Source organism: Rathayibacter sp. AY1C6, assembly GCF_002931535.1.
Lineage (GTDB): Bacteria > Actinomycetota > Actinomycetes > Actinomycetales > Microbacteriaceae > Rathayibacter.
This window is the reverse complement of record NZ_PSWC01000001.1, coordinates 74011-97631: the sequence shown is the minus strand read 5'-3', so window position 1 is coordinate 97631 and position 23621 is coordinate 74011. Positions and strand designations below refer to the sequence as shown.

Sequence of the window (23621 nt, the reverse complement as noted above, 5' to 3'; positions counted from 1 at the left end):
GAGCGGAACAGGCCGGATGCGCAGAGGGAGGGTCGTCCATTGTGGCGCCGAGTCTACCCGCCGTGGAGCGCCGCCGGGCGTGCTCCGATGCCGCGGCTCAGAGCCACTTCTTCCGCTTGAACACCGCGTAGAGCGCGAAGCCGAACAGCACCATCAGGCCCAGCGCCCAGGGGTAGCCGAGGCGCCAGTGCAGCTCCGGCATGTCGTCGAAGTTCATCCCGTAGATGCCGGCCACGAGCGTCGGGGCGAAGAGGATCGCCGCCCACGAGGAGATCTTGCGGACCACGTCGTTCTGGGCGAGCCCGGTCTCGGTCTGCCGGCGCGAGACGAGCGTCGAGTGCACCGTGAGCGCCTTGTCGAGGATCGCGCGCAGGGAGTCGACCGCCTCCGTCACGCGGATGGTGTGGTCGAGCACGTCGCGGAGGGAGCGGCGCAGCTCGATCCGCTCCGGCGAGGGCGAGGGCTCCCCCTCCACGGGCGTCGACTCCTGCAGCAGCTCGTGCAGCAGGGCGGTCAGCGGCTGCACCGAGCGCTGGAAGTGGATGACCTCGCGCGAGAGCCGGTAGATGCGCTCGGAGAGCCCGTCGTCGGAGTCGTCGCCGAAGAGCTGGTCCTCGATCTCGTCCACGTCGCCCTGGACGCCGAACACCACCGGCGCGTACTCGTCGACGACCTGGTCGAGGATCGCGTAGAGCACCGCTTCGGGCCCGCGGGCGAGGAGGGCCGGATCCTCCTCCAGACGGCGGCGCACGCGGGCGAGGTCCGGGGAGTCGGCGTGCCGGATGGTGACCACGAAGTCGGGGCCGACGAAGACGTGCAGCTCGCCGAAGACGACCGTCTCGGCGGCGTCCGCGTAGCGCGCCGGCCGCAGCACGACGAAGAGCCCGTCGTCGTAGCGCTCGAGCTTGGCCCGCTGGTGCCCGCTCAGCGCGTCCTCGACGGCGAGCGGGTGCAGCCCGAACTCCTCGGCGACCGCCTCGACCTCCTCGCGCGTCGGGCGGTAGAGGCCGATCCAGGCCATGCCGTGCTCGTCGCGCATCAGCTCGAAGGTGTCCTCGAGCGAGTCGGGGTTCCGGATGCGGCGGCCGTCGACGTACACGGCGTTGTCGACGATGGTCATGGGCTCGGTTCTAGCACGCGGCGCCCGCTCACCAGCTGACCGGCAGCGCCTTGCCCTCCTCGTAGCCCGCGGCCGACTGCAGGCCCACGTGCGCCCGCTCGTGGAAGTCGGCCACGCTCCGGGCGCCGGCGTAGGTGAAGGACGAGCGGACCCCCGAGGTGATCATGTCGAGCAGGTCCTCGACCGAGGGCCGCAACGGGTCGAGGTAGATGGTGGAGGAGGAGATGCCCTCGGCGAAGAGGCGCTTGCGGGCGAGCTCGTACGCGTCGAGGCGGTCGAAGCGCTCCTGCACCGCCTTGGCCGAGGCCATGCCCCAGCTCTCCTTGTAGACCCGGCCGGCCGCGTCGCTGCGCAGCTCCCCCGGCGCCTCGATCGTGCCGGCGAACCAGGAGCCGATCATCACGGAGGCGGCGCCCGCGGCCAGCGCGAGGGCGACGTCGCGCGGGTAGCGCACCCCGCCGTCCGCCCAGACGTGAGCGCCCAGCTCGTGCGCGCGCTCGGCCGTCTCGAGGACGGCCGAGAACTGCGGGCGGCCGACCGCGGTCATCATCCGGGTGGTGCACATCGCGCCGGGGCCGACGCCGACCTTGAGGATGTCCGCTCCCGCGTCGACGAGGTCGTGCACCGCGTCGGCCGTGACGACGTTGCCCGCCGCGATCGGCACTCCGAGATCGAGCGCGGAGACCGTCCGGAGCGCCCGGAGCATCCCCTCCTGGTGGCCGTGCGCGGTGTCGAGGACGAGGACGTCGACGCCCGCGGAGACGAGCGCGCGCGCCTTCGCCTCGACGTCGCCGTTGATGCCGATCGCCGCCGCGACGCGCAGACGCCCGTCCGCGTCGAGCGCCGGGTCGTAGACCGTGGAGCGGAGGGCGCCGGTGCGCGACAGCGTGCCGACCAGGGCGCCGTGGTGCAGCACCGGGGCGAAGTCGAGGTCGGCGGCCACCATGAGGTCGAAGGCGGCCCGCGCGGTGGGCACGTCGTCGGCGTCGATCGAAGGCGTGGCGGAGTGCACCAGGTCGCCTAGACGCGCGTCCGGCAGCGCGGTCGCCAGGCGCGCGGCCGGGACGCAGCCGAGGATCGCGCCGCCCTCCTCCTGCACCACGAAGCCGTGGCCGGCGACGGCCGGCAGGATGCGCAGCGCCTCCTCCACGGTCGTCGCCGGCGAGGCGGTGAGGGCGCCGGAGAAGGCGACCGGCTGGCGCTTCACCCAGCGGATCGCGGCGTCCAGCGCCTGCAGAGGCATGTCCTGCGGGAGGACGCCGAGCCCGCCCCGGCGCGCGAGCGTCGCTGCGAGGCGCTGACCGGTGACCGAGTTCATGTTGGAGGAGACGACGGGGATCGTCGCCCCGGTGCCGTCGCCCGGGGCGAGCGAGACGTCGAGGCGGCTCGTCACCGACGAGCGGCCGGGGACGAGGAAGACGTCCGAGTAGGTGAGGTCGCCTGAGGGTGTTCCGCCGGAGAAACGCATGGCGGAAACGCTACTCCGGCGCGGCCCCGGGTCGGCCGTGCAGGGAACGGGGCTAGGCTGGGCGACCGGGACGGGACCAGGCGACGGCACCGGTTCCCGCTGGTGCGAGGACGACCTCCTCCGCCGCGGTGGCAGGCGCCGAGGGATGCGACGGGCCCGTCCGGATGATCGAGGACGAATCAACGGAGAGAGTGGGCGATCGGCTGTGTCGAGCCAGTTGACCGGAGCAGGAACAGAGCAGGGCGCGGAGGACTTCGGAGCCAACGAGTGGCTCGTGGAGGAGCTGTACGAGCAGTACAGCGCCGACCGCGCCTCGGTGGACGAGTCCTGGTGGCCCATCCTGGAGCGCTACGGCGCCCAGCTCGCGAACTCCGGCAAGGACGCTCCGGCTCCGGCTCCCGCCGCGGCCCCCGCGCCCGCCGCCTCGAAGCCCGCCGCTGCCGCCGAGCGCGTCTCGTCGAGCGGCGGAGGCGCCGTGACCCATCCCGCCGCGGCCTCCTCCTCCGAGTCGACCCCCGCCTCCCGCACCACGTCGAAGCAGCCGAAGGCGCAGCCGATCCCGGCCGACGCTCCGGTGAGCAAGCCCTCCGCCGAGGACTCGACGCCGGACGAGGACGTCGTCACCCCGCTCCGCGGCATGGCGAAGAGCCTCGCGACCAACATGGACGCCAGCCTCAGCATCCCCACCGCGACGAGCGTCCGCACGATCCCGGCGAAGCTGATGATCGACAACCGCATCGTCATCAACAACCACCTGCGCCGCACCCGCGGCGGCAAGGTCTCGTTCACGCACCTGATCGGCTGGGCGCTCATCCGCGCGCTCAAGGACTTCCCGAGCCAGAACGTGTTCTACGACGAGGTCGACGGCAAGCCCGCGGTCGTCGCCCCGGCGCACGTCAACCTCGGCATCGCGATCGACATGCCCAAGCCCGACGGCACGCGCGCCCTGCTCGTGCCGAGCATCAAGCGCGCCGACACGCTGAGCTTCACGGCCTACCTCTCGGCCTACGAGGACCTGGTCAAGCGCGCGCGCGGCAACAAGCTCGTCGCCGGCGACTTCGCGGGCACCACGCTCTCGCTGACGAACCCCGGCGGCATCGGCACGGTCCACTCCGTCCCCCGCCTGATGAAGGGCCAGGGGTGCATCATCGGCGCCGGCGCCCTCGAGTACCCCGCGGAGTTCCAGGGCGCATCCGAGAAGACGCTGGTCGAGCTGGGCATCGGCAAGACCATCACCCTGACCTCGACCTACGACCACCGCGTCATCCAGGGTGCCGGCTCGGGCGAGTTCCTCAAGATCGTGCACGAGCTCCTGCTCGGCGGCCGCGGGTTCTACGAGGACATCTTCGCCGCGCTGCGCATCCCCTACGACCCGATCCACTGGTCCACGGACATCGCCGTCGACCTCGCCGAGCGCGTCTCCAAGACCGCCCGCGTGCAGGAGCTCATCAACTCGTTCCGCGTCCGCGGGCATCTGATGGCCGACGTCGACCCGCTGGAGTACGTGCAGCGCTCGCACCCCGACCTCGCCATCGAGAGCCACGGCCTCACCTTCTGGGACCTCGATCGCGAGTTCGTCACGGACGGCTTCGGCGGCAAGCGCCAGCTCAAGCTGCGCGACATCCTCGGGATCCTCCGCGACTCGTACTGCCGCACCGTCGGCGTCGAGTACATGCACATCCAGGACCCGGAGCAGCGCGCCTGGATGCAGCAGAAGCTCGAGCGCGGCTACGAGAAGCCGGGCCACGACGAGCAGCTGCGCATCCTGGGCAAGCTCAACGAGGCCGAGGCCTTCGAGACCTTCCTGCAGACCAAGTACGTGGGCCAGAAGCGCTTCTCGCTCGAGGGCGGGGAGTCGCTCATCGCGCTGCTCGACGCCGTCCTGCAGGGCGCGGCCGACGAGCACCTCGACGAGGTCGCGATCGGCATGGCCCACCGCGGCCGCCTGAACGTGCTGACCAACATCGCCGGCAAGACCTACGGCCAGATCTTCCGCGAGTTCGAGGGCACCCAGGACCCGCGCACGGTCCAGGGCTCCGGAGACGTGAAGTACCACCTCGGCACCGAGGGCACCTTCCGCGGCGCGGCGGGCGAGGAGATCCCGGTCTACCTGGCGGCGAACCCCTCGCACCTCGAGGCCGTGAACGGCGTGCTCGAGGGCATCGTCCGCGCCAAGCAGGACCGCAAGCCGATCGGCACCTTCACCACGCTGCCGATCCTCGTGCACGGCGACGCCGCGATGGCGGGCCAGGGCGTGGTGGTCGAGACCCTGCAGATGTCGCAGCTGCGCGCGTACCGCACCGGCGGCACGATCCACATCAACATCAACAACCAGGTCGGGTTCACGACTCCCCCTCACGAGGCCCGCACCTCGATCTACTCGACCGACGGCGCGAAGACGATTCAGGCGCCGATCTTCCACGTGAACGGCGACGACCCCGAGGCGGTCGTCCATGTCGGGCAGCTCGCGTTCGAGTACCGCCAGCGGTTCCACCGCGACGTGGTCATCGACCTGATCTGCTACCGCCGGCGCGGGCACAACGAGGGCGACGACCCCTCGATGACCCAGCCGCTGATGTACAGCCTGATCGAGGCCAAGCGCTCGGTCCGCAAGCTGTACACCGAGGCGCTCGTCGGCCGCGGCGACATCACCGAGGAGGAGTACGACCGCGCCCACCAGGACTTCCAGGACCGCCTGGAGCGCGCGTTCGCCGAGACCCACGCCGCGCAGACCGGCGCGATCCCCGTGATCACCGCCGACGGCGACTCCGTGGCCGACCTCGAGCTGCCCGACGCGCAGCAGGGCGAGGACTACCCGGGCGAGCCCGAGGTGACCGGCGTGAAGACCGAGGTCGTCACCCGCATCGGCGACGCGTTCACGACGCCGCCCGAGGGCTTCACCGTGCACCCCAAGCTCCAGCAGCTGCTGGCGAAGCGCCAGGAGATGAGCCGCTCCGGCTCCATCGACTGGGCCTTCGGCGAGCTGCTCGCGCTCGGCTCGCTGCTGCTCGAGGACACCCCGGTGCGCCTCGTCGGCCAGGACACGCGCCGCGGGACCTTCGTCCAGCGCCACGCTGTCCTCCACGACCGCGAGAACGGCCAGGAATGGCTGCCGCTGATGAACCTGTCCGAGCAGCAGGCCCGGCTCTGGATCTACGACTCGCTGCTCTCGGAGTACGCGGCGATGGCGTTCGAGTACGGCTACTCGGTGGAGCGGCCCGACTCGCTCGTGCTGTGGGAGGCGCAGTTCGGCGACTTCGCGAACGGCGCCCAGATCGTGATCGACGAGTTCATCTCCTCGGCTGAGCAGAAGTGGGGCCAGCGCTCGTCGCTCGTGCTCCTGCTCCCGCACGGCTACGAGGGCCAGGGCCCCGACCACTCGTCGGCCCGGATCGAGCGCTACCTGCAGATGTGCGCGGAGCGGAACATGACCGTCGCGCGCCCGTCGACGCCGGCGTCCTACTTCCACCTGCTGCGCCGCCAGGCCTACTCCCGGCCCCGCCGCCCGCTGATCGTCTTCACCCCGAAGGCGATGCTGCGGCTGCGCGGAGCCTCGAGCCCGGTCGAGGACTTCACCTCGGGCCGCTTCCAGCCGGTGATCGACGACGCGCGGATCCAGGACGCCTCCGCCGTGAAGCGCGTCCTGCTCCACGCCGGCAAGGTCCACTACGACCTCAAGGCGGAGCTCGAGAAGAAGCCCGACGACGGCATCGCGCTGGTGCGGGTCGAGCAGTACTACCCGGCGCCGATCGAGGAGCTGCGCGGCATCGCCGAGCGGTACCCGGACGCTGAGCTCGTCTGGGTGCAGGACGAGCCCGAGAACCAGGGCGCCTGGCCGTTCATGGCCCTCGAGGTCGCTCCGAAGCTGGGCCGGTCCATGCGCGTGGTCTCGCGGCCGTCCGCGGCCTCCCCCGCGGCCGGCTCGGCCAAGCGGCACGCCTCCGAGCAGGCAGACCTGCTGTCGCGGGCGCTCACCCGCTGATCCGCGGTCCGCACGACGCGGTCGGGCCCGTCGGAACCTCGTGTTCCGGCGGGCCCGTCGCGTTGCGGGCGGACCGTGCCTGACCGCAGGCCCGCAGAGACCGGCAGAAGCGCTCTCGACGTGCGGGGGCCGCGGCGACCGGAGGCCGCCGGACACGACGGAGCCCCGGCCCCTCGAGGGCCCGCGGTGCGCGGGAGGTCTCGAACGGCCGGGGCTCCCCGGGTCGTGCGGCGCCTAGAGGCGGGCGGGCGCCTGCGAGTGCGCGGCGTGCTCGTCGCGGAGCATGCCGAGCACCTGGGCGCGGAGGTCCTCCGGCGCCGTCTCCTTGCACGCCCGCTGCACGGCGACCGTCAGCACCACGCCGACCTTCGCCTCATCGGCGCAGTCGACGCATCCCGCCATGTGCTCGCGGATGTCGGCGGCGTCCTCCTTGCACAGCTCGTTGTGGAGGTACTCCTCGAGCTCGGCCTTCGCCTTCGTGCAGCCGCTGTCGGTCATTTCGTGCTCCCGGAAGTGAATGCGGCGCGGAATCCGCGCTCGCGTGCGTAGTCGGTGAGTCGTTCGCGCAGCATGCGCCGGCCGCGGTGCAGCCGGCTCATGACGGTCCCGACGGGGGTCTTCATGATGTCCGCGATCTCCTGGTAGGAGAAGCCTTCGACATCGGCGAAGTAGACGGCGAGCCGGAAGTCCTCCGGGATCGCCTGGAGCGCCTCCTTCACCGCGGTGTCGGGGAGGTGGTCGATCGCCTCCGCCTCGGCCGAGCGGCTGGAAGTGGCCGTGGTCGACTCGGCGCCGCCCAGCTGCCAGTCCTCGAGCTCGTCGATCGCGCTCTGATAGGGCTCGCGTTGCTTCTTGCGGTACGAGTTGATGAACGTGTTCGTGAGGATGCGGTAGAGCCAGGCCTTCAGGTTGGTGCCCTGCTCGAACTGGCGGAACGCGCCGAAGGCCTTGGCGAACGTCTCCTGCACGAGGTCCTGCGCGTCGGAGGGGTTCTTCGTCATCCGCAGACCGGCCGCGTAGAGCTGGTCGATGAAGGGCAGCGCCTGCTGCTCGAAGAGGGAGCGGAGATCGACGGGAGCCTCGACCGGGGCGTCGTCCAGCGACTCCTCGACGGTCTCCACGATCGTCTGCTCCGCGTCGGCGGGCTCGGGAGCCTCGTCGGCGGGGGTGGTGCGGGGTTCGTCGTCGCGAGTCATCACGAGCGATTCTAGAGCGGCGGCGCGGCGGACGACCGGGGTTGCGGCACGAGGGCGCCTCCGGGCGACGGGCCTGCTGCTCCGGAGGACCGGGGGTGCTGCCGTCATGCTCGCCTCCGTCACGCTCCTGACGACGCCCTGCGCGCCGACTATCCTGACAACCGATGGTCTTCTCGCGTTATTCCGCTCCCGAGTTCGATCCGTACGGCGACGCCCGTGCGCTCCCCGGCGACGATGCCTGGCCCGCACCCCTCGCGGCCGGCGCTCTCGACGCCGAGGTCGGCCTGCCCGGCTCCAAGTCGCTGACCAACCGGGAGCTGGTGCTCGCTGCTCTGGCCGACGGGCCCTCCACGCTGCGGGCGCCGCTGCACTCCCGCGACAGCGCCCTGATGATCGAGGCGCTGCGCTCGCTCGGCACCACGATCCGGGAGTCCGGCTCGACCGGCGGCTTCGGCGCCGACCTGGTCGTGGAGCCCGCAGAGGAGCTGCTCGGCTCGACGACGATCGACTGCGGGCTCGCGGGCACCGTGATGCGCTTCGTCCCGCCGCTGGCCGGCCTCGCGCTCGGCCCCACCACCTTCGACGGCGACGCGTACGCCGCGAAGCGGCCGATGGGGGCGACGATCGCCTCCCTCCGCGCGCTCGGCGTCGACGTCGCCGACGACGGCCGCGGCGCGCTCCCCTTCACCGTCCACGGGTCCGGGGCCGTCCGGGGCGGCGACGTCGTCGTCGACGCCTCGCGGTCGAGCCAGTTCGTCTCGGCGCTCCTGCTGGCCGGCGCCCGCTTCGAGGAGGGACTGCACCTGCGCCACGAGGGCAGCGCCGTCCCCTCCCGGCCCCACATCGACATGACCGTCGCCGCGCTGGCGGCACGGGGCGTCGAGGTCGGCACGTCCGCCGACGGCGAGTGGACCGTCGCGCCGCAGCCCATCGCCGGCGCCGACGTGCTGATCGAGCCCGACCTCTCGAACGCCGCGCCGTTCCTCGCTGCGGCCCTCGTCACGGGCGGCCGCGTCCGGCTTCGCCACTGGCCGGCCGTCACCACGCAGGTAGGGGCGCACCTCGAGCGGATCCTGCCGCTGTTCGGCGCCCGCGTCGAGCGCGACGGCGAGGACCTCGTGGTCACCGGCGGCGACGAGATCCTGGGCGTGGACCTCGACCTGTCGGAGGGAGGCGAGCTCGCCCCCGCCCTCGCCGCCCTCGCCGCGCTGGCCTCCACTCCCAGCACCCTGACCGGGATCGGCCACATCCGCCACCACGAGACGGACCGCCTCGCCGCCCTCGCCGCCGAGATCACCGGCCTCGGCGGCCGGGTCACGGAACTCGAGGACGGTCTGCGCATCGAGCCCGCCGAGCTACACGGCGGCCGCTGGCGCACCTACTCCGACCACCGCATGGCCCACGCCGGCGCTCTGATCGGCCTGGTGGTCCCCGGCGTGGTGATCGAGGACGTCGCCACGACAGCGAAGACCCTCCCGCAGTTCCCGGAGCTGTGGACGACCCTCGCCGGATCGGTCTGACCCGTGTCGTGGTGGACGGACAGCGGCCTCGACGCCGACGGTGCTCTCGACGACTTCGACGGGTACGACGAGTCGGACGCGCGGGTGCGCCCGAACCCGAAGGGCACGAAGCCCCGGACCAAGAACAGGCCCGCCTACGAGAACGCAGAGATCGCGATGGTGCTCGGCGTCGACCGGGGTCGCTACACGGTGATGATCGGCGACGGGACGCCCGAGGAGCACGAGTTCACGGCGGCCCGGGCCCGCGAGCTGCGGCGCCAGGCGATCGTGGCCGGCGACCGCGTCGACGTGGTCGGGGACTCCAGCGGCGACGAGGGGACGCTCGCCCGCATCGTCCGCATCCGCGAGCGGTCGACCCTCCTCCGCCGCAGCGCCGACGACACCGACGCGATCGAGCGCGTGATCGTCGCCAACGCCGACCAGATGCTCTGCGTGGTGGCCGCCGCCGACCCCGAGCCCCGGACCCGGCTGGTCGACCGCTACCTGGTCGCCGCCTTCGACGCCGGGATCACTCCGATGCTCTGCATCACCAAGACCGACCTCGCGGACCCGGCCCCGTTCCTCCGCAACTTCGAGGGGCTCGACCTCCGCGTGTTCCTCTCGAGCCAGGACGAGCCGCCGGTCGACGAGATCGCCGACGCCCTCCTCGGCCACGAGACCGTGGTCGTCGGGCACTCCGGAGTCGGCAAGTCCACCCTCGTGAACAAGCTCGTCCCGGACGCGCACCGGGCCATCGGGCGCGTGAACACCGTGACGGGCCGCGGTCGGCACACCTCGTCCTCCACCGTCTCGCTCCGCGTGGAGCGCGGCGACCGGCACGGCTGGGTCATCGACACCCCCGGCGTCCGCTCGTTCGGACTCGGCCACGTGAACACCGACAACATCCTCGGCGCGTTCACGACACTCGCCGTGATCGCCCGGGACTGCCCGCGCGGCTGCACGCACCTGCCCGACTCCCCCGACTGCGCCATCATCGAGGCGGTCGAGGGCGGACTGCTGGGCGCCAGCGGACCGGAGCGCCTCGACTCGCTCCAGCGCCTCCTGACCACCTTCGCTACGACCGACGGAAGCAGACGATGACCGACCTCTCCCCCCTCCCCGCCGAGGCGCGCCTCGCCGCCGGCGACTCCGCTCCGGAGTTCACGCTGCCGAACCAGGACGGCGAGCCCGTCTCGCTCGCGGACTACCGCGGACGGCGCGTCATCCTGTTCTTCTACCCCGAGGCCGACACCCCCGGCTGCACCACGGAGGCCTGCGACTTCCGCGACAACGCGGCGTCCCTCCGCGACTCCGGCTACGAGGTCCTCGGGATCTCGCGGGACGCCCCGGAGGCGCTGCGCCGCTGGGCCGACGCCCAGGGCATCGCGTACCCGCTGCTGAGCGACCCCGACATGACCGTGCACCGCGCGTACGCGGTGTGGGGCGAGAAGAGCCTCTACGGCAAGACCGTCGTCGGCGTGCTGCGCTCGACGTTCGTCGTCGGAGCCGAGGGAGCGCTCGAGTTCGCGCAGTACGGCGTCCGGGCGACCGGGCACGTGCAGGCGCTCCGCAAGAAGCTGAAGCTCGTCTGACCCCGGGGCGCGCGGTGCAGGTCATCGTGCGCCACCGGCTCTCGGGGTTCCGCTCATCTGCGAGCATCTCTCATGTCGACGTGAGCGGCACCGCCCGGTGCCCCGTCGGGACGAGGGGTGGTCAGGGTGCGCTCGAATGCTCGCAGGACGACGGCCGCAGCGGCGATCGCGGTCGTGGCCGCTGTACTGGCGGGCTGCACGCCACCGGAGCCGGCGCTCACCGCCGCCAGGGTGCTGCAGGCGGTGTCCGTCGCCGTCTCGTCCGACGGGGGTGTCCGTGCGATCGAGGGGACGGCCCTCGCCGTCGGCGACGACCCGTCCGACACCTCGGCGACCACCACCGTCTACGATCCCCCCGAGGTCGCCGCCGACCTGCCGGTCCGTGTCCGGCCCTCGTGGCGCGCCGCCGACGCCTCGGGCACCGATCCGGCCGACCTCGCCGGGCGCTCCGGACGGATCGAGATCTCGCTCGCGGTGGAGAACCTGACGGTCCGGCCCGAGGAGGTCGCGTTCGACGCGGCCGGTCGTGCAGCCCGCCGCAGTGCACTCGTCGGCGCTCCGCTGACGATCGCAGCCTCCGCGGTCCTGCCGGGCGTCCCGCCGAGCCGCGTCGTCACCGAGAGCGAGTCGGGTGCCGTCACCAACGGCGTGCTCAGCCGTGACGAGCACGGAGACGCCGTCGTGCAGTGGGCCGCTCTCCTCGCTCCCCCGGGCGGTGGCGCGACGGCGACGCTGACCCTCGTCGCCGACGTCGCCGACTTCGCCGTCCCCGCCTTCGACCTGGCGGTCCAGCCCGGCCTGAGCACCGACCCGACCACCGAGGGGGCGCTGGGCGCCGCGTTCGACTCCTCCGACGCCTCGCCGCTCGCCCTCGAGCGCCGCACGATCGAGGTCGTCACCGCGGTGGACGACCTGCTGACGCAGGCCGGCACCACCGTCGCCGAGGTGCGGGCCTCGCTCGACGCGACCTCCGAGACTCTCGGTGTCCGCACGGCCGAGGAGCTGCGGGCCGGCGCCGCCTCGACGGCGGCCTCGATGCAGAGGCTCTCCGGGCAGCTCGGCGCGCTCCGGGCGCAGCTGTCGTCGACGGTCTCGGGCACCGAGTCCGGCCTGCTGGCGCAGCTGTCCGAGGCGATCGACGCGGTGGACGCCCTGCTGGGCGACACATCGGCCGCGGTGCCGCCGCCGACGGTCTCGGGCAGCGGATGCGGAGTCGCCGTCGACGGCGGCCGCTCCGGCTCGATCCACTCCGAGCTGCTGCGGCTCACGGCCGAGCTCGACGCGTACGGGACGGCGGCCGAGTCCTGCCGCGACGAGGTCGTCGCGGCTCTCCGTGCTGCCGCGGGGCCGGCACAGCCCTCCGCCGAGACCTGCACGGCACCCTCGACCACCTGCTCCCTCGCCGCCTCCGGAGCCGCCGTCGACACCGTGCTGCTCGGGATGCTCGATCGCGGGCAGGACCTCGTCGACTCCCTGCAGCCGGAGCTGATGGACGGCGTGCAGGCCGGGTTCGCCGCCCTCGCGAGCAGGGTGGACGCCGCGTCGGCCTCGGTGGACACCCTGGCCGACCCGGAGGGATCCGTCACCCGGGCACTCGCCGCCCTGTCGGCGACGCTGGACGGGCTCGACGCGGACACCGCGGGCCTGGAGACGACGGTCGCCTCGGTCGGCACCGCCGCCACGACCGCCCTGGAAGAGCTCGGCACGCCGACCAGCACAAGGTCGCTGTCGGCGCAGAACCAGGAGCTGGCCGATCGGCTCTGCGAGCTGTCGCCGGCGACACGGTCCCCTGCTGCCGCACCCACGCCGACCGGGCGCCCGACGCGTGCACCCGTGGAGGTGACCCGGGGCTCCGTCGAGGAGCTCCGCGCCTACCTGACCGCGACGCCCTGCTCCGGCACGGGCCGCCTCGACGCTCCCGACGGCTATCCGGCCCCCCTGGCCGACCGGCTGAGCGACCAGGTCCACGCGTGGACCGCCGTCGCCTCCACCGTCGGCAGCACCGGCGCGAGTGCCGACCTCGCCGCCCTGCGCGCCGCGCTCGCCACGGTCCGCAGCGGCGTGGCCGAGGCCGGCGCGACGGCCGGCTCGGACGACGCACGCCTCACCGGCCTGCTCGCCTCCCTCCGCACCGGCGTCGACGCGCTGACCGCTCAGCGCGACGCCCTCGGCACCCGCATCGATGCTCTCGGCGCCCAGCAGGACGCTCTCGCACCGGCGATCCAGAATGCGTTCGCCGAGGCGGACACGGCAGCCGCATCCGCGGTCACCGCACTCCTCGACGAGCAGGTGCGGCGGATCTCGACGCGCTCCGGCGCCGACGCCGACGCGGTCGTCGCGATGTTCGACCGGTCGGTCTCGAGCCTGCGCACGGCCTCCTCCGGCATCCGCTCCGACGGTGCAGCGACGGTGGACGCCGGGCACCGGGCTCTCCGCACCGCGGAGGCCCGGATCGGCGGGGCCGTCTCTGAGCGGACGCGCGCCTCCCTGGCCGGCATCGCGACGACGATCGACGCCTCGACCCGCGACACCGACGCGGCCGCCGCGCTCCTCGCAGCCGATCTGCACAAGGTGCTCCTGGACCTCGGCGACCGGACGGTCGGCGGCTCCGGCCTGCTCGGATCGATGACCACGAGTGCCGCGAAGGTCGGCACCGCCGACGTGCAGCTCGCCCTCGCCTCGCAGAGCGCACGGGGCTACGCCGCGGTGCGGTCCGAGGACGTCTCGGGCATCCTGCTGGCGCAGGCCCAGGAGCGGGCCTCCCTCCGGGCCGGGGATACGCTTCCCGCGTTCCACCTCGACCTGCCCGAGGGCACGCGGACCCGGACGGTCTACTCCTTCCGGATCGGGGACGAGCGATGACCCGCCTGGGCAGGCGCGCGGCGCAGCACCCCCGCACCGCCCGACGGACCACGATGCTGGTCGGCGGCGCCGTCGCCCTCCTCGGCGTCAGCGGTGCCCTCGTCTCCTTCCTGCCCCCGCAGTCGGCTCCGATGACGGAGGTCGCCGCTCTGCCTGTCGGCTTCTCGTGCGCCCGGGTGCCCGAGCGGATGACGCTCGGGGTGGTGGTCTCGCTCAGCTCGGCTCCGGGCGAGGGCGCGGAATGGAAGGACGCGGCGAACGGCGCCGTCGTCGCCGCGCACCGGTCAGCGATGGGCGGCTGCGAGATCGGTCTCGTCGCCGTCGACGACCACGGGACGCCCGAGGGTGCCCGCGCCGCCGTCGAGGAGCTGACGGGGCAGGGCGTGTCCGGCCTCGTCCTCGCGACCCACGGCACCCACACCGCTGCGGCCGTGGACGCCGCTCGGGCCGCGGGGACAGCGGCCGTCCTCCCGTACGGAGGCGGCCCCGCCCTGCCCGGCGACGGCGTCTGGTCCCTCGGACCCGACACCGCCTCGGCCGACGCGGCACTCGTGGAGGAGGCCGGCGGAGGCGCCCGGGTACTCCTCGTCGACACCGGTGGAGGCACCCCGACCGGTCTCTCGCCCGCCGCGACGGTGACCGCCGATCCCGGCGCCACCGCGGACGTGATCATCACCGCCGCCCGCCCGCACCTCGAGGGCGAGCCGGCGGTCGAGCGCGTCGTCGTGTCCGGCCCCGCCGCGGCGCAGGCGACGGCGGTCGCCGCTCTGCAGGCGGCGGGGGCGTCCGTCCCGATCCTGCTCACGCCCGACGCGCTGAGCCCCGCCTTCGCTCCCGCCCTGGCCGCGGCCGGAGGCACCCTCTCGGGAGATCTGACGACGATCGGCACGGATTCCGGCGACGCGGTCGCCCTCCGCGGCGACGAGCGCGGACGCGCGGCCTCCGCGTTCCTGGGGGCCGTACGGATGACCGCCGACGATGCCGCGCGGGCGACCCTCCTCGGCGACCGCGTGTTCCGCGATCTCTCCGCGGTCGCGGACGCCCCCAGCCACGACGCCGTCGTGGCGCTCGTGCGAGCCGCGGCCGTCGCAGGCAGCAGGGCACCCTCGGCGGTCGCCGCCGCACTCCGGGGATGCACGATCGGAGCGGCGGACGGGCTCGCCGGTCCGCCGCTCGACTTCGGCGCCGCGCACGCTCTGGACGCCCCGGCACTCCCCCTCCACTCCTCGCCGCAGCGCCTCGGCCTGCGGCCCGCCGACCCGCCGCTGCTCTGGTTCGCCGGACAGCCCCGACCGTGAGCCCCCGGTGCGACTCCTCCTCGACCTCGACGGCACCCGCTCCGACATCGACCTCGGCCGCCACCGCGACTCCGCGACACTCGGCGAGCTGATCGCCACCGCCACCGGGCACCGCCTCCCGCCCGGGACGGCCCTCGCCGTCGACACCGCCCTGCACCCTGTGGAGACCCGGCTGGCCGATCTGCTGCTGCTCGAGGGAACGCGGATCGCCCGCTCCCCCCTGCCCCGACCTGCCGCGGCCCGCGGGTGGACGGCCGTGCTGTCGGGCGGTCTCGGCGCGGGAGCCGTGGTCGAGATCCCGCGGGGCCGTGCGCTGATCGTGGGCCGCTCCCCGCACGCCGACGTCGTCCTCGACACGGCGAGCGCCTCCTGGGAGCACTTCTCGGTGACCCGCGAGGGCGACGGCCTGCGGGTGCGCGACGCCGACAGCACCAACGGCACTCTGGTCGACGGCGTCTCCGCGACGGGGGACGGGGTCCTGGTCTCCGACGCCGTGGTCGTGATCGCCGGTGGGGCGGCTCTCCGCCTGCGCCCCGCGCCTCCCGAGCTCCTCGCGCCCGAGCCGGGGAGCACGGACAACGTCACCGCGACGGCGACCGTGCCCTTCAACCGGCCGCCGCGACCGGGACGTCCGGCGGCCGGCGAGGCGGTCGTCCCGCCGGCCCGCCTCGAGATCGCCTCCGCGACGACCTTCAGCGTGATCACCGTCGCCGCGCCGCTCGTCCTCGCCTTCGCGATGGTCCTCATCATGGGCGATGCGCGCTACGCCCTCTTCGCCGCGCTCAGCCCCGTGGCCGGGGTGGGCATGTGGTTCGAGCAGCGGCACCGGCACGCCCGAGCGACCCGGTCCGAGGAGCAGCGCTACGGCGAGGCGCTGCAGACGCTCCGCGACGACATCGCCCGTTCCGCGCGTGTCGAACGGGCCCGCCTCGAGGAGGACGCGCCCGACCCGGCGACGACGATCCGCCGGGCGGCGCTGCCCGCCACGTCGCTGTGGCAGCGGCGCGCGACCTCCGCCGATGTGCTCCGCCTGCACATCGGCGTCGGCGACGTCCCGTGGTCTCCCCCGCTCGATCAGCGCGGAGTGCCGCGGCTCGAGGAGGAGGTGCGCGCGATCCTCGCGGTGAGCGTCGTCCCGAGCGCGCCGGTGTCCATCGATCTCGCGGACTCGGGCGTCGTCGGGATCGTCGGCGACCGCGAGGGCGGCCTCGCTCTGGCGAGGAGCCTGCTCTGCCAGGCGGCGGTCCACTGCGGTCCGGCCGACCTGGCGATAGGGGTGTTCTGCGACCGGCGACGCGACTCCGACTGGAGCTGGGCCTCCTGGCTCCCCCACACGCGTCTGCCCGGGGGCGGACGCCGCCTCTCCGACCGGCGCGACCGCAGCTCCGAGCTCCTCCGCGCCCTCCGCGACGAGGACTCGCCGCGCGTGCTCCTGGTGCTCGACTCCGACGTGCTGACCGAGGGACGCGCCGCTCCGGCGCGCGAACTCCTCGGACTCGGCCGCGGCGAGCGCGAGGCGGCGACCCGGATCTCCGGCCTCGTCCTCGCGGCGTCGGAGGAGCATCTCCCCGCCTTCTGCACGGTCGTCGTCCGGGTCGGAGCGGACGCCTCGGCGCTCCTCTCCCGGCCCGACGAGCGGATCACCGTCGAGGACGTGGTGCTCGCCGGTCTCGCCTCCTCCACGGCCGAGCGCTGTGCGCGCGACCTGGCGCGCTTCGAGGACCCGGAGCTCGTCACCGCGGGGGCGGCCCTCTCCGCGCTCGTGCGGCTGCCGCCGCTCCTGGGCGCCGATCGTCCGACCGCCGCGGACGTCCGGGGGTGGTGGTCGAGCGCCCGGGGCGTGCGCGCGCCCGTCGGCTCGTCCGAGCACGGTCCGCTCGTGCTCGATCTCGTCGCCGACGGCCCGCACGGCCTGGTCGGCGGAAGCACGGGCTCGGGCAAGAGCGAGTTCCTGCGCTCCTTCGTGGCCGGCCTCGCGGCCTGGAACGATCCGACGCGCCTCACCTTCGTGCTCATCGACTTCAAGGGGGGTGCAGCGTTCGCGTCCTGCGAGCGGCTCCCGCACACGATCGGCACCATCAGCAACCTCGACGCCCAGCTCGCCGACCGCGCGCTGCGCTCGCTCCAGGCCGAGATGCGGCGTCGTCAGCGGCTCTTCGCCGCCGCCGGCGAGGGTGTCGACGACCTCGACGCGTACTGGGCCACCTCGCCGCCGGAGCCGATGCCGCGGCTCCTGCTCGTCGTCGACGAGTTCGCCGTTCTCGCGAAGGAGCATCCCGACGTCCTGACGTCCCTCGTGAGCGTCGCCGCGGTCGGCAGGACGCTCGGCGTGCACATGATCCTCGCCACCCAGCGTCCTGCCGGAGTGGTGAACGACGACATCCTCGCCAACACCAACCTCCGCGTCGCCCTCCGGGTGCAGAGCCGGGACGACTCCGCCGACGTGATCGGAGTCGCGAGCGCGGCCGGGATCTCCCGCTCCCAGACCGGCCGAGCGTATGTGAAGCGGGGCCAGAACGACATCTCGCCCGTCCAGACGGCGCTGGTCACCGGTCGCGCGGAGGCGTCGGCCGTCGAGGCGATCGAGGTCCGCCCGGTCGGACCCACGGGCGTCCCCGTCGAGGGCCCCTCCCCGGTCGCCGCCGACGAGACGGCCCCGACCGATCTCGACCTCCTGATCGACGCGGTGGTCGAGGCGGACGCCGCTTCGGGCTTCGGCCCTCCCCGCCCGATCTGGCCGGAGCCGCTCGAGGACACCGTGGCCCTCAGCGGGTTCGGTGCGGAGGAGTCCGACCTCGGTCGCGTCGTCGGCGACGTCCTGCACGTCGCACTCTCGGACGACCCTGACCGGCAGCGCCGGACGCCGACCGGCTGGGATCTGGGCGAGGGGAACCTGCTCCTCATCGGCATCCCCGGCAGCGGCACCAGCACGGCGCTCGCGTCGATCGCGCTCACGGCCGCCCGCCACTTCCCCCCGGACGAGCTCGACCTCTACGTCCTCGATGCCGGTTCCCGCGACTCCGCCCCGCTCGCGCGACTCCCGCACACCGTCTCCTACGTCGGCGCAGGTGGCGGATCCCACGAGAAGCAGACCCGGTTCCTCCGTCACCTGCGCGACGAGGTGCGCCGGCGCCGAGCATCGCCCGGGGGCCACCGTCGTGCGCTGGTGCTCGTCGACGGTCTCGCCACTCTGAAGGACGAGTTCCAGGACTGGGAGGGCCTGGCTCTGATGGAGGCGTTCACCCGCGCCTACGCCGACGGACCGGAGCTCGGCCTGCACTTCGCGGTGACGAGCACCCGGGCGAGGGCGGTCCTCGCGGTGATGGAGGAGGTCACGACGCAGAAGTGGCTGTTCCGCCTCGCCGACCCGCAGGACTACGCCGCCGCCGGGGTGAAGCCGGTGCAGGCGCCGGCAGCGGTGCCGGGGCGCTGCGTTCTCACCTCGTCGCTCCTGCAGACGCAGGTCGCGACTCCGAGGGCCGGTCTCGACGACGCGATCGCCGAGCTCGCGGCCGCCTGGCCGGATGCGCGCCGCAGGACGAACACGGTCGGCACGCTTCCCGACAGGGTCGCCGTGAGCGCGCTCGGTATCGAGGCCCGCTTCGATCGCGAGCCGTGGCTGCTCCCGATCGGCCTCGGCGAGTCGGACCTCGCCCCGCTGGCGTTCCAGGTCTTCGAGGGCGAGCACGTCGTCATCGCCGGACCCGCCCGATCGGGCAAGTCGACCGTGCTGCTCGCCCTGGCCGAGGCGGCGCGGGCCGCCGGCTCGGTCGCCGTCTGGGGAGTGTGCGATCGACGCTCCCCGCTGAGGGGCGCCGACCTCGACCGACTCGCCGTGGGCGCGGAGGAACTCCGCACCCTCCTCGCGTCGCTGTCGACGGAGGAGGGCCCCGTGCTGCTCCTCCTCGACGACGCCGAGCGCTGGGACGACACCGACCAGGCGCTGATGAGGCTGGTCTCGTCGGGTCGCCCGGGACTCTGCGTCGTGCTGGCCGGCCGGTCGAGCGAGCTCCGCAGCCATTTCGGGAACTGGACGAAGAAGGCGGCGGCCTCCCGCTCCGTGCTGCTGCTCCAGCCCGACGTCGACAACGACGGCACTCTCCTCGGCGCGCAGATCCCGCGGCGCTTCCCCGTCCCGCCCACGATGGGCCGCGGCTTCGTCAGCCTCGACGGCGAGATCCACTTCGTGCAGTCGGTCTCGCCGACGCCGGCGGACGGCGGCTGATCAGCCCTCGGGCGGGTGCTCGCGCCTCCGCCACCGAGTCGATCGGCGCGTCCTCCTCGAGAGCGCTCCGACGACCCCGAGACGCACCGATGGAGGAGCGCGGAGGAAGGAGCGCGGAGACGACGAGCACGTCCCGCCCCCGCTCGCCGGAGCACGCAGGGGCGGGACGGCCGGTCAGCTCCCTCCGCCGGCGGCGAAGATGTTCTGCGAGATCGTCGCCAGCTGGCTGCGCAGCTCCTCGAGCTCCTGCTTGGCCTTCTCGAGGGCCGACTTCGTCTCCGGCCAGGTCGACGAGCGGAACTGCGAGGCCAGCGGACCGTCCCAGACGTTCGGATCGGACAGTGTCCGCCCCTGTGCGTCGAGCCGGCTGATCTGATCGGCGAGGCCGCCGTTGACGATCGACTGGATCTGCTGGATCGCGGACTTCGCCTCGTCGGTCGAGAGAACACGTGACATGGATCACACCTTTCTACCCCTGCGGACGGGACCGTCCCGCCCGCTCCCCACTCCACCGTCGTTTCATGAGGATGTCTCGTCATGGTAGAAGGCAAGACAGCACAGACGGCTCGCGTGGCGTCGACGGCTCGACACTGGCGCGGGAGGTCGACTCACTCGCGAGTGGTGATCGCGAAGGGACTGCTCGAGAGGTCCGAGAACGCGCCCACTCGGGCGCGCAGCTCGCAGGACGGAGTCACCGTGAGGGCGGTCACCGTCAGCCCGTCGGACGACACGGCGACCGCGCCGCTGCAGCCGTCGCTGAAGCGAACGCCCTCCACTCCGCCCGCGATCGCCTCGAGCATGCTGCTCGCCGGCGCGGACGACGGCGTCGCGAGCAGGGGGTTCACGGGGTCGGCCCCGCTCGGCCAGACCGGCACCAGCGTCACCGGCAGCGGGGTCCGGCCGACCGTCCGCGCGGGAGTCTCGATCCGCACATCCCGCAGCCGCTGCACGGGATACGCCGTCCCGGTGACCGCAGGGTCGGCCACGGCCTGTGCCGTCGCAGACGCTGCCGCCGCCAGCCACCCGTCCAGGGCGCTCTGCTCGGCCACCGCGATCGGCACGGTCGCCGTGACGTCGACGATCCCCTGCGCCGGGACGTCCAGGTCCGTCAGGCTCCAACCGCAGCCGACTCCGACTCCGGTGACGCTCGGCCGGTTGCGCACCGCCGTCACTCCGGACCAGCTGGCCGCGGGGCACGCCGCCGCGGCGTCCGGGCCCGGCAGCACCTCGAGGAAGGACCCCGAGAGGGGCGCGCTCTGGGCGGAGTAGGAGATCTCGACGACCACGGCCCGTCGCTCCGCGTCCCAGGTGGCCGATCGCGTCACTCCGAGACCCGTCGGCAGCGGCCGGTCCTGCTGCCGGGCCGACAGGTCGGCATCCGGTGCCGAGGCCGGTGCTCCGCCGCCGCGCGGCTGGACGGCGAGGAGCACCGCCCCGATGAGCAGGATGCCGGCGCCGAGGGCGGCGAGGATCATCCGCAGACGTCCGCCGCGCCCCCGCCGAGCTGGAGCCTCGAACGGCCGTTCCACCAGGCGCTGCTCGCGGCGCGGCACCGGGCGGAGCACGGTCGCCTGCGACGACGGGCCGAGCTCGGGAGCGGGCCCCTCCTCCACCGGCTCCGACGACATCTCCACCGCCATCCCGCGGAGGACCGTGCCCGGGCGCTCGGCCTCCTCGAACTCCGCAGCGCCCGCCGCGAGCGGCAGCGCCGGCAGCCCGGCCAGCGCCGGGGAGAGGCGTCGCAGGATCCCCGCCGCCTCCGCAGCCGTCGGCCGCGACGCCGGATCCTTCGCGAGCATCCGGTCCAGGAGCGACGCGAGCCGCGGCGGCAGATCCAGCGGCGGCGGGAGCATCGCGACGTGCCGGTAGGCGACCGCGACGTCGGCGCCGGGACCGGCGAAGGGGGTCCGGCCGCACAGCAGCTCGTAGAGCAGGATCCCCGTCGAGTAGACGTCGCTCGGCGGGCCGGCCGCTCCGGTGGCGAGCATCTCGGGCGAGAGGTACTCCGGCGTCCCGATGACACCCGTCGTCGCGCGCGGCCCCTCGGCGACCACGTGAGCGATGCCGAAGTCGGAGACGCGGACGGCGGAGCCCGCATCGTCCGCACCCTCCGCGAGCAGGACGTTGTCGGGCTTCACGTCCCGGTGGACCGTGCCGATCGCGTGCGCGGCGGCGAGCGCGTCGAGGATCGAGGCCGCCACGGGCAGTGCATCGACCGCCGGGAGGGTGCCCTCGTCCCGCAGCAGCTCCCGCAGCGATCCGCCGCCGACGAGCTCCATCACGATCCCGAGCGTCTCCCCCTCCACGACGAGGTCGAGCACCTCCACGACGTGCGGGTGCCGCAGACGGGTGAGCACCGACCTCTCACGGACGAAGCGCTCGACCAGGCCCGCGTCGTGCACGTGCTCACCGCGGAGGAGCTTCGCCGCGCGGTCCGGCCCCTGCGCGTCGGCGACGCGCCACACCTCGCCCGCGGCGCCCGAGCCGATCCGCTCGAGCAGGCGGTAGCGCGCCCCCAGCGGATCCCCGGCACTCCTCGCCATGCCGCCTCCCGCTCCGAGCTTCCGTCATCTTCGAGAGGAAGCGTAGCGGAGACCGCTCGGGCGGATCAGCGGTGGCGCATCGGCCGGATCAGAACCCCTCGTTGGCGCGCGGTGCGTAGTCGGCGCCCAGCGCCTCCAGCTCGTCGGCGGTCAGCTCCACGTCCAGCGACGCGACCGCGTCGTCGAGGTGGTGGAGCTTCGTGGCTCCGACGATCGGAGCAGTGACCGCCTCCTGCTGCCGGACCCAGGCGAGCGCCACCTGCGCGCGGGGCACGCCGCGCTGCTCGGCGATGCGTGCGACGGTCGCGACGGTCCGCCGGTCGGCCTCCTCCTGCTGGCGGTAGAGGGTGCCGCCGAAGACGTCGGTCTCGGTGCGCGCCGTGGTCTCGTCCCAGTCGCGGGTGAGCCGGCCCCGGGCGAGCGGCGACCACGGGATCACGCCGACTCCCTGGTCGACGCAGAAGGGGTGCAGCTCGCGCTCGTCCTCGCGCTGGATCAGGTTGTACTGGTCCTGCATCGAGACGAACCGCGTCCAGCCGCCCAGATCCGCGGTGTACTGCGCCTTCGCGAACTGCCACGCCCACATGCTCGAGGCGCCGATGTAGCGCGCCCTGCCCGAGCGGACGACGTCGTGGAGCGTCTCCATCGTCTCCTCGATCGGCGTCTCGGGGTCCCAGCGGTGGATCTGGTAGAGGTCGACGTAGTCCGTGCCGAGACGCCGGAGGCTGTCGTCGATCGCGCTGAGGATGTGCCGCCGCGAGAGGCCGCCGCCGTTGGGGCCGGAGCGCATCCGCCCGTGGACCTTCGTGGCGATCACGACCTCCTCGCGGACCGCGAAGTCCGCGAGCGCCCGGCCGACGAACTCCTCGCTCGTGCCGTCGGAGTAGACGTCCGCCGTGTCGAACGTGGTGATCCCCAGGTCCAGCGCCCGCCGGAGGAAGGTCCGCGACTCCTCCTCGCCCATGCTCCAGCCGTGGGCCCCGCGGTCAGGAGCGCCGAAGCTCATGCAGCCGAGGACGATCGAGGAGATCTGCAGGCCGCTGGAGCCGAGTCGGGTGGAGTCCATGCGCGTCGCTTCCGTGTCGAGGAGGGGGTCCCTCCAGCGTCGCACCCGCGAGCGGCGGCGCGCCAGCCGTCGGGCTACATGGCCGGATCGCGACGAGTGGCGGCGACCACGCTCGGGAGGAACAGCGCGACGACGGCCACCACGGCCGGCGCCAGCAGCGCCCAGCCGATGTCGGGCACGGCGTACTGGCCCTGGAAGGCGCCGAGCGCCACGGCCATCATCACCAGCTGGATCGTCAGCGCCGACGCGCGCATCCAGCCGCGCCGTCGCACGGCGCCGAGCGTCGTCGCGGCGGCCCAGCACACGGCGATCAGCGCGAGGACGACGATGGCGATGCCTCCGCCGACCGTGTCGGCCCGGGTCGTCAGCAGCTCGAGCACGAGCCACGCCGCGACCCCGGCGACGGCGAGCGTCTCGAGGGCCAGGACCGCGATCAGCACCATCAGACCGAGCGGCCGGGAGGCGGTCGGGCGGGGTCCGCGGGACCCGTTCGCGTCAGCGGTCACAGGCACATCCCATCCAGGACTCTTGATTCGGGCTCATCCCCGTGACAGGCTAGTCCAGTTCGTTTCACCGCTCACAGGGTCGTGGGTTTCCGCCGATGTGAACATCCGATCCCGCCGCGCCGTCAGGCACGGGGGCGAGCCGGATGACCAGCACTGGAGCCGGGTGGCCGACGCAGTGCTCGCGCATCGCGTCGAGTGCACCGGCAAGAACCGAGCGTTCTCCCGTCCACCACCCCGATCCACCCCGCGCTCCAGCACGGGGCC

The 23621-nt window shown here is 73.5% G+C and carries 15 protein-coding genes; 7 read left to right on the top strand and 8 right to left on the bottom strand.

From position 1 onward, the window contains the following. Positions 1-97: 97 nt before the first annotated feature. Positions 98-1120 carry a magnesium/cobalt transporter CorA gene (gene corA, locus C5D36_RS00390; protein ID WP_104224113.1) on the bottom strand — a complete coding sequence of 341 codons (1023 nt, stop codon included), beginning with the start codon at positions 1118-1120 and terminating at the stop codon, positions 98-100. A gap of 28 nt (positions 1121-1148) precedes the next feature. Next, complete coding sequence (locus tag C5D36_RS00385; protein WP_104246650.1) at positions 1149-2588, bottom strand: GuaB1 family IMP dehydrogenase-related protein; 1440 nt, start codon at positions 2586-2588, stop codon at positions 1149-1151. A 205-nt stretch (positions 2589-2793) separates the two neighbouring features. On the opposite strand from C5D36_RS00385, the gene C5D36_RS00380 reads away from it, so the two are divergent. Further along, positions 2794-6570 carry a multifunctional oxoglutarate decarboxylase/oxoglutarate dehydrogenase thiamine pyrophosphate-binding subunit/dihydrolipoyllysine-residue succinyltransferase subunit gene (locus tag C5D36_RS00380; protein WP_181068290.1) on the top strand — a complete coding sequence of 1259 codons (3777 nt, stop codon included), beginning with the start codon at positions 2794-2796 and terminating at the stop codon, positions 6568-6570. Between the two features lie 234 nt (positions 6571-6804). Here the strand turns inward: C5D36_RS00380 and C5D36_RS00375 are convergent, their stop codons facing one another. Beyond that, positions 6805-7068, bottom strand: a complete 264-nt coding sequence (locus C5D36_RS00375) for a zf-HC2 domain-containing protein (RefSeq protein WP_104224116.1) — start codon at positions 7066-7068, stop codon at positions 6805-6807. Continuing rightward, positions 7065-7766 carry a sigma-70 family RNA polymerase sigma factor gene (locus tag C5D36_RS00370; protein ID WP_104224117.1) on the bottom strand — a complete coding sequence of 234 codons (702 nt, stop codon included), beginning with the start codon at positions 7764-7766 and terminating at the stop codon, positions 7065-7067. The genes C5D36_RS00375 and C5D36_RS00370 overlap by 4 nt, the downstream gene beginning before the upstream one ends. A gap of 164 nt (positions 7767-7930) precedes the next feature. Here C5D36_RS00370 and aroA point away from each other — a divergent pair, with 164 nt between their 5' ends. The 6 genes from aroA to C5D36_RS00340 all read left to right on the top strand — a co-directional run bounded on the left by aroA (position 7931) and on the right by C5D36_RS00340 (position 19242). Next, a complete protein-coding gene (aroA, locus tag C5D36_RS00365; RefSeq protein WP_104294956.1) occupies positions 7931-9286 on the top strand; it encodes a 3-phosphoshikimate 1-carboxyvinyltransferase in 1356 nt (451 codons plus the stop codon). A 3-nt stretch (positions 9287-9289) separates the two neighbouring features. Next, positions 9290-10366, top strand: a complete 1077-nt coding sequence (gene rsgA / locus C5D36_RS00360; RefSeq protein WP_104294955.1) for a ribosome small subunit-dependent GTPase A — start codon at positions 9290-9292, stop codon at positions 10364-10366. Then, positions 10363-10857, top strand: coding sequence for a thioredoxin-dependent thiol peroxidase (gene bcp, locus C5D36_RS00355; RefSeq protein ID WP_104232788.1), 495 nt, complete (start codon positions 10363-10365; stop codon positions 10855-10857). The genes rsgA and bcp overlap by 4 nt, the downstream gene beginning before the upstream one ends. A gap of 126 nt (positions 10858-10983) precedes the next feature. Beyond that, complete coding sequence (locus tag C5D36_RS00350; protein ID WP_146083674.1) at positions 10984-13719, top strand: hypothetical protein; 2736 nt, start codon at positions 10984-10986, stop codon at positions 13717-13719. Continuing rightward, a complete protein-coding gene (locus tag C5D36_RS00345; RefSeq protein WP_104294953.1) occupies positions 13716-15017 on the top strand; it encodes an ABC transporter substrate-binding protein in 1302 nt (433 codons plus the stop codon). Before C5D36_RS00350 ends, C5D36_RS00345 begins: the two co-directional genes overlap by 4 nt. Positions 15018-15024: 7 nt before the next feature. Further along, positions 15025-19242: an FtsK/SpoIIIE domain-containing protein gene (locus C5D36_RS00340; protein ID WP_104294952.1), complete on the top strand. Its 4218-nt coding sequence runs from the start codon at positions 15025-15027 to the stop codon at positions 19240-19242. Positions 19243-19416: 174 nt separating this feature from the next. Here C5D36_RS00340 and C5D36_RS00335 read toward each other — a convergent pair whose 3' ends face one another. The 4 genes from C5D36_RS00335 to C5D36_RS00320 all read right to left on the bottom strand — a co-directional run bounded on the left by C5D36_RS00335 (position 19417) and on the right by C5D36_RS00320 (position 23357). Continuing rightward, complete coding sequence (locus C5D36_RS00335; RefSeq protein ID WP_104224124.1) at positions 19417-19698, bottom strand: pyrophosphorylase; 282 nt, start codon at positions 19696-19698, stop codon at positions 19417-19419. 152 nt (positions 19699-19850) lie between these two features. Further along, on the bottom strand, positions 19851-21785 hold the full coding sequence (locus C5D36_RS00330; RefSeq protein ID WP_104294951.1) for a serine/threonine-protein kinase: 1935 nt from the start codon (positions 21783-21785) through the stop codon (positions 19851-19853). Between the two features lie 88 nt (positions 21786-21873). Next, a complete protein-coding gene (locus tag C5D36_RS00325) occupies positions 21874-22851 on the bottom strand; it encodes an aldo/keto reductase (protein ID WP_104283369.1) in 978 nt (325 codons plus the stop codon). A gap of 74 nt (positions 22852-22925) precedes the next feature. Then, entirely contained in the window at positions 22926-23357 is a 432-nt protein-coding gene (locus C5D36_RS00320) for a hypothetical protein (RefSeq protein ID WP_104294950.1), read from the bottom strand. Between the last annotated feature and the right edge of the window lie 264 nt (positions 23358-23621).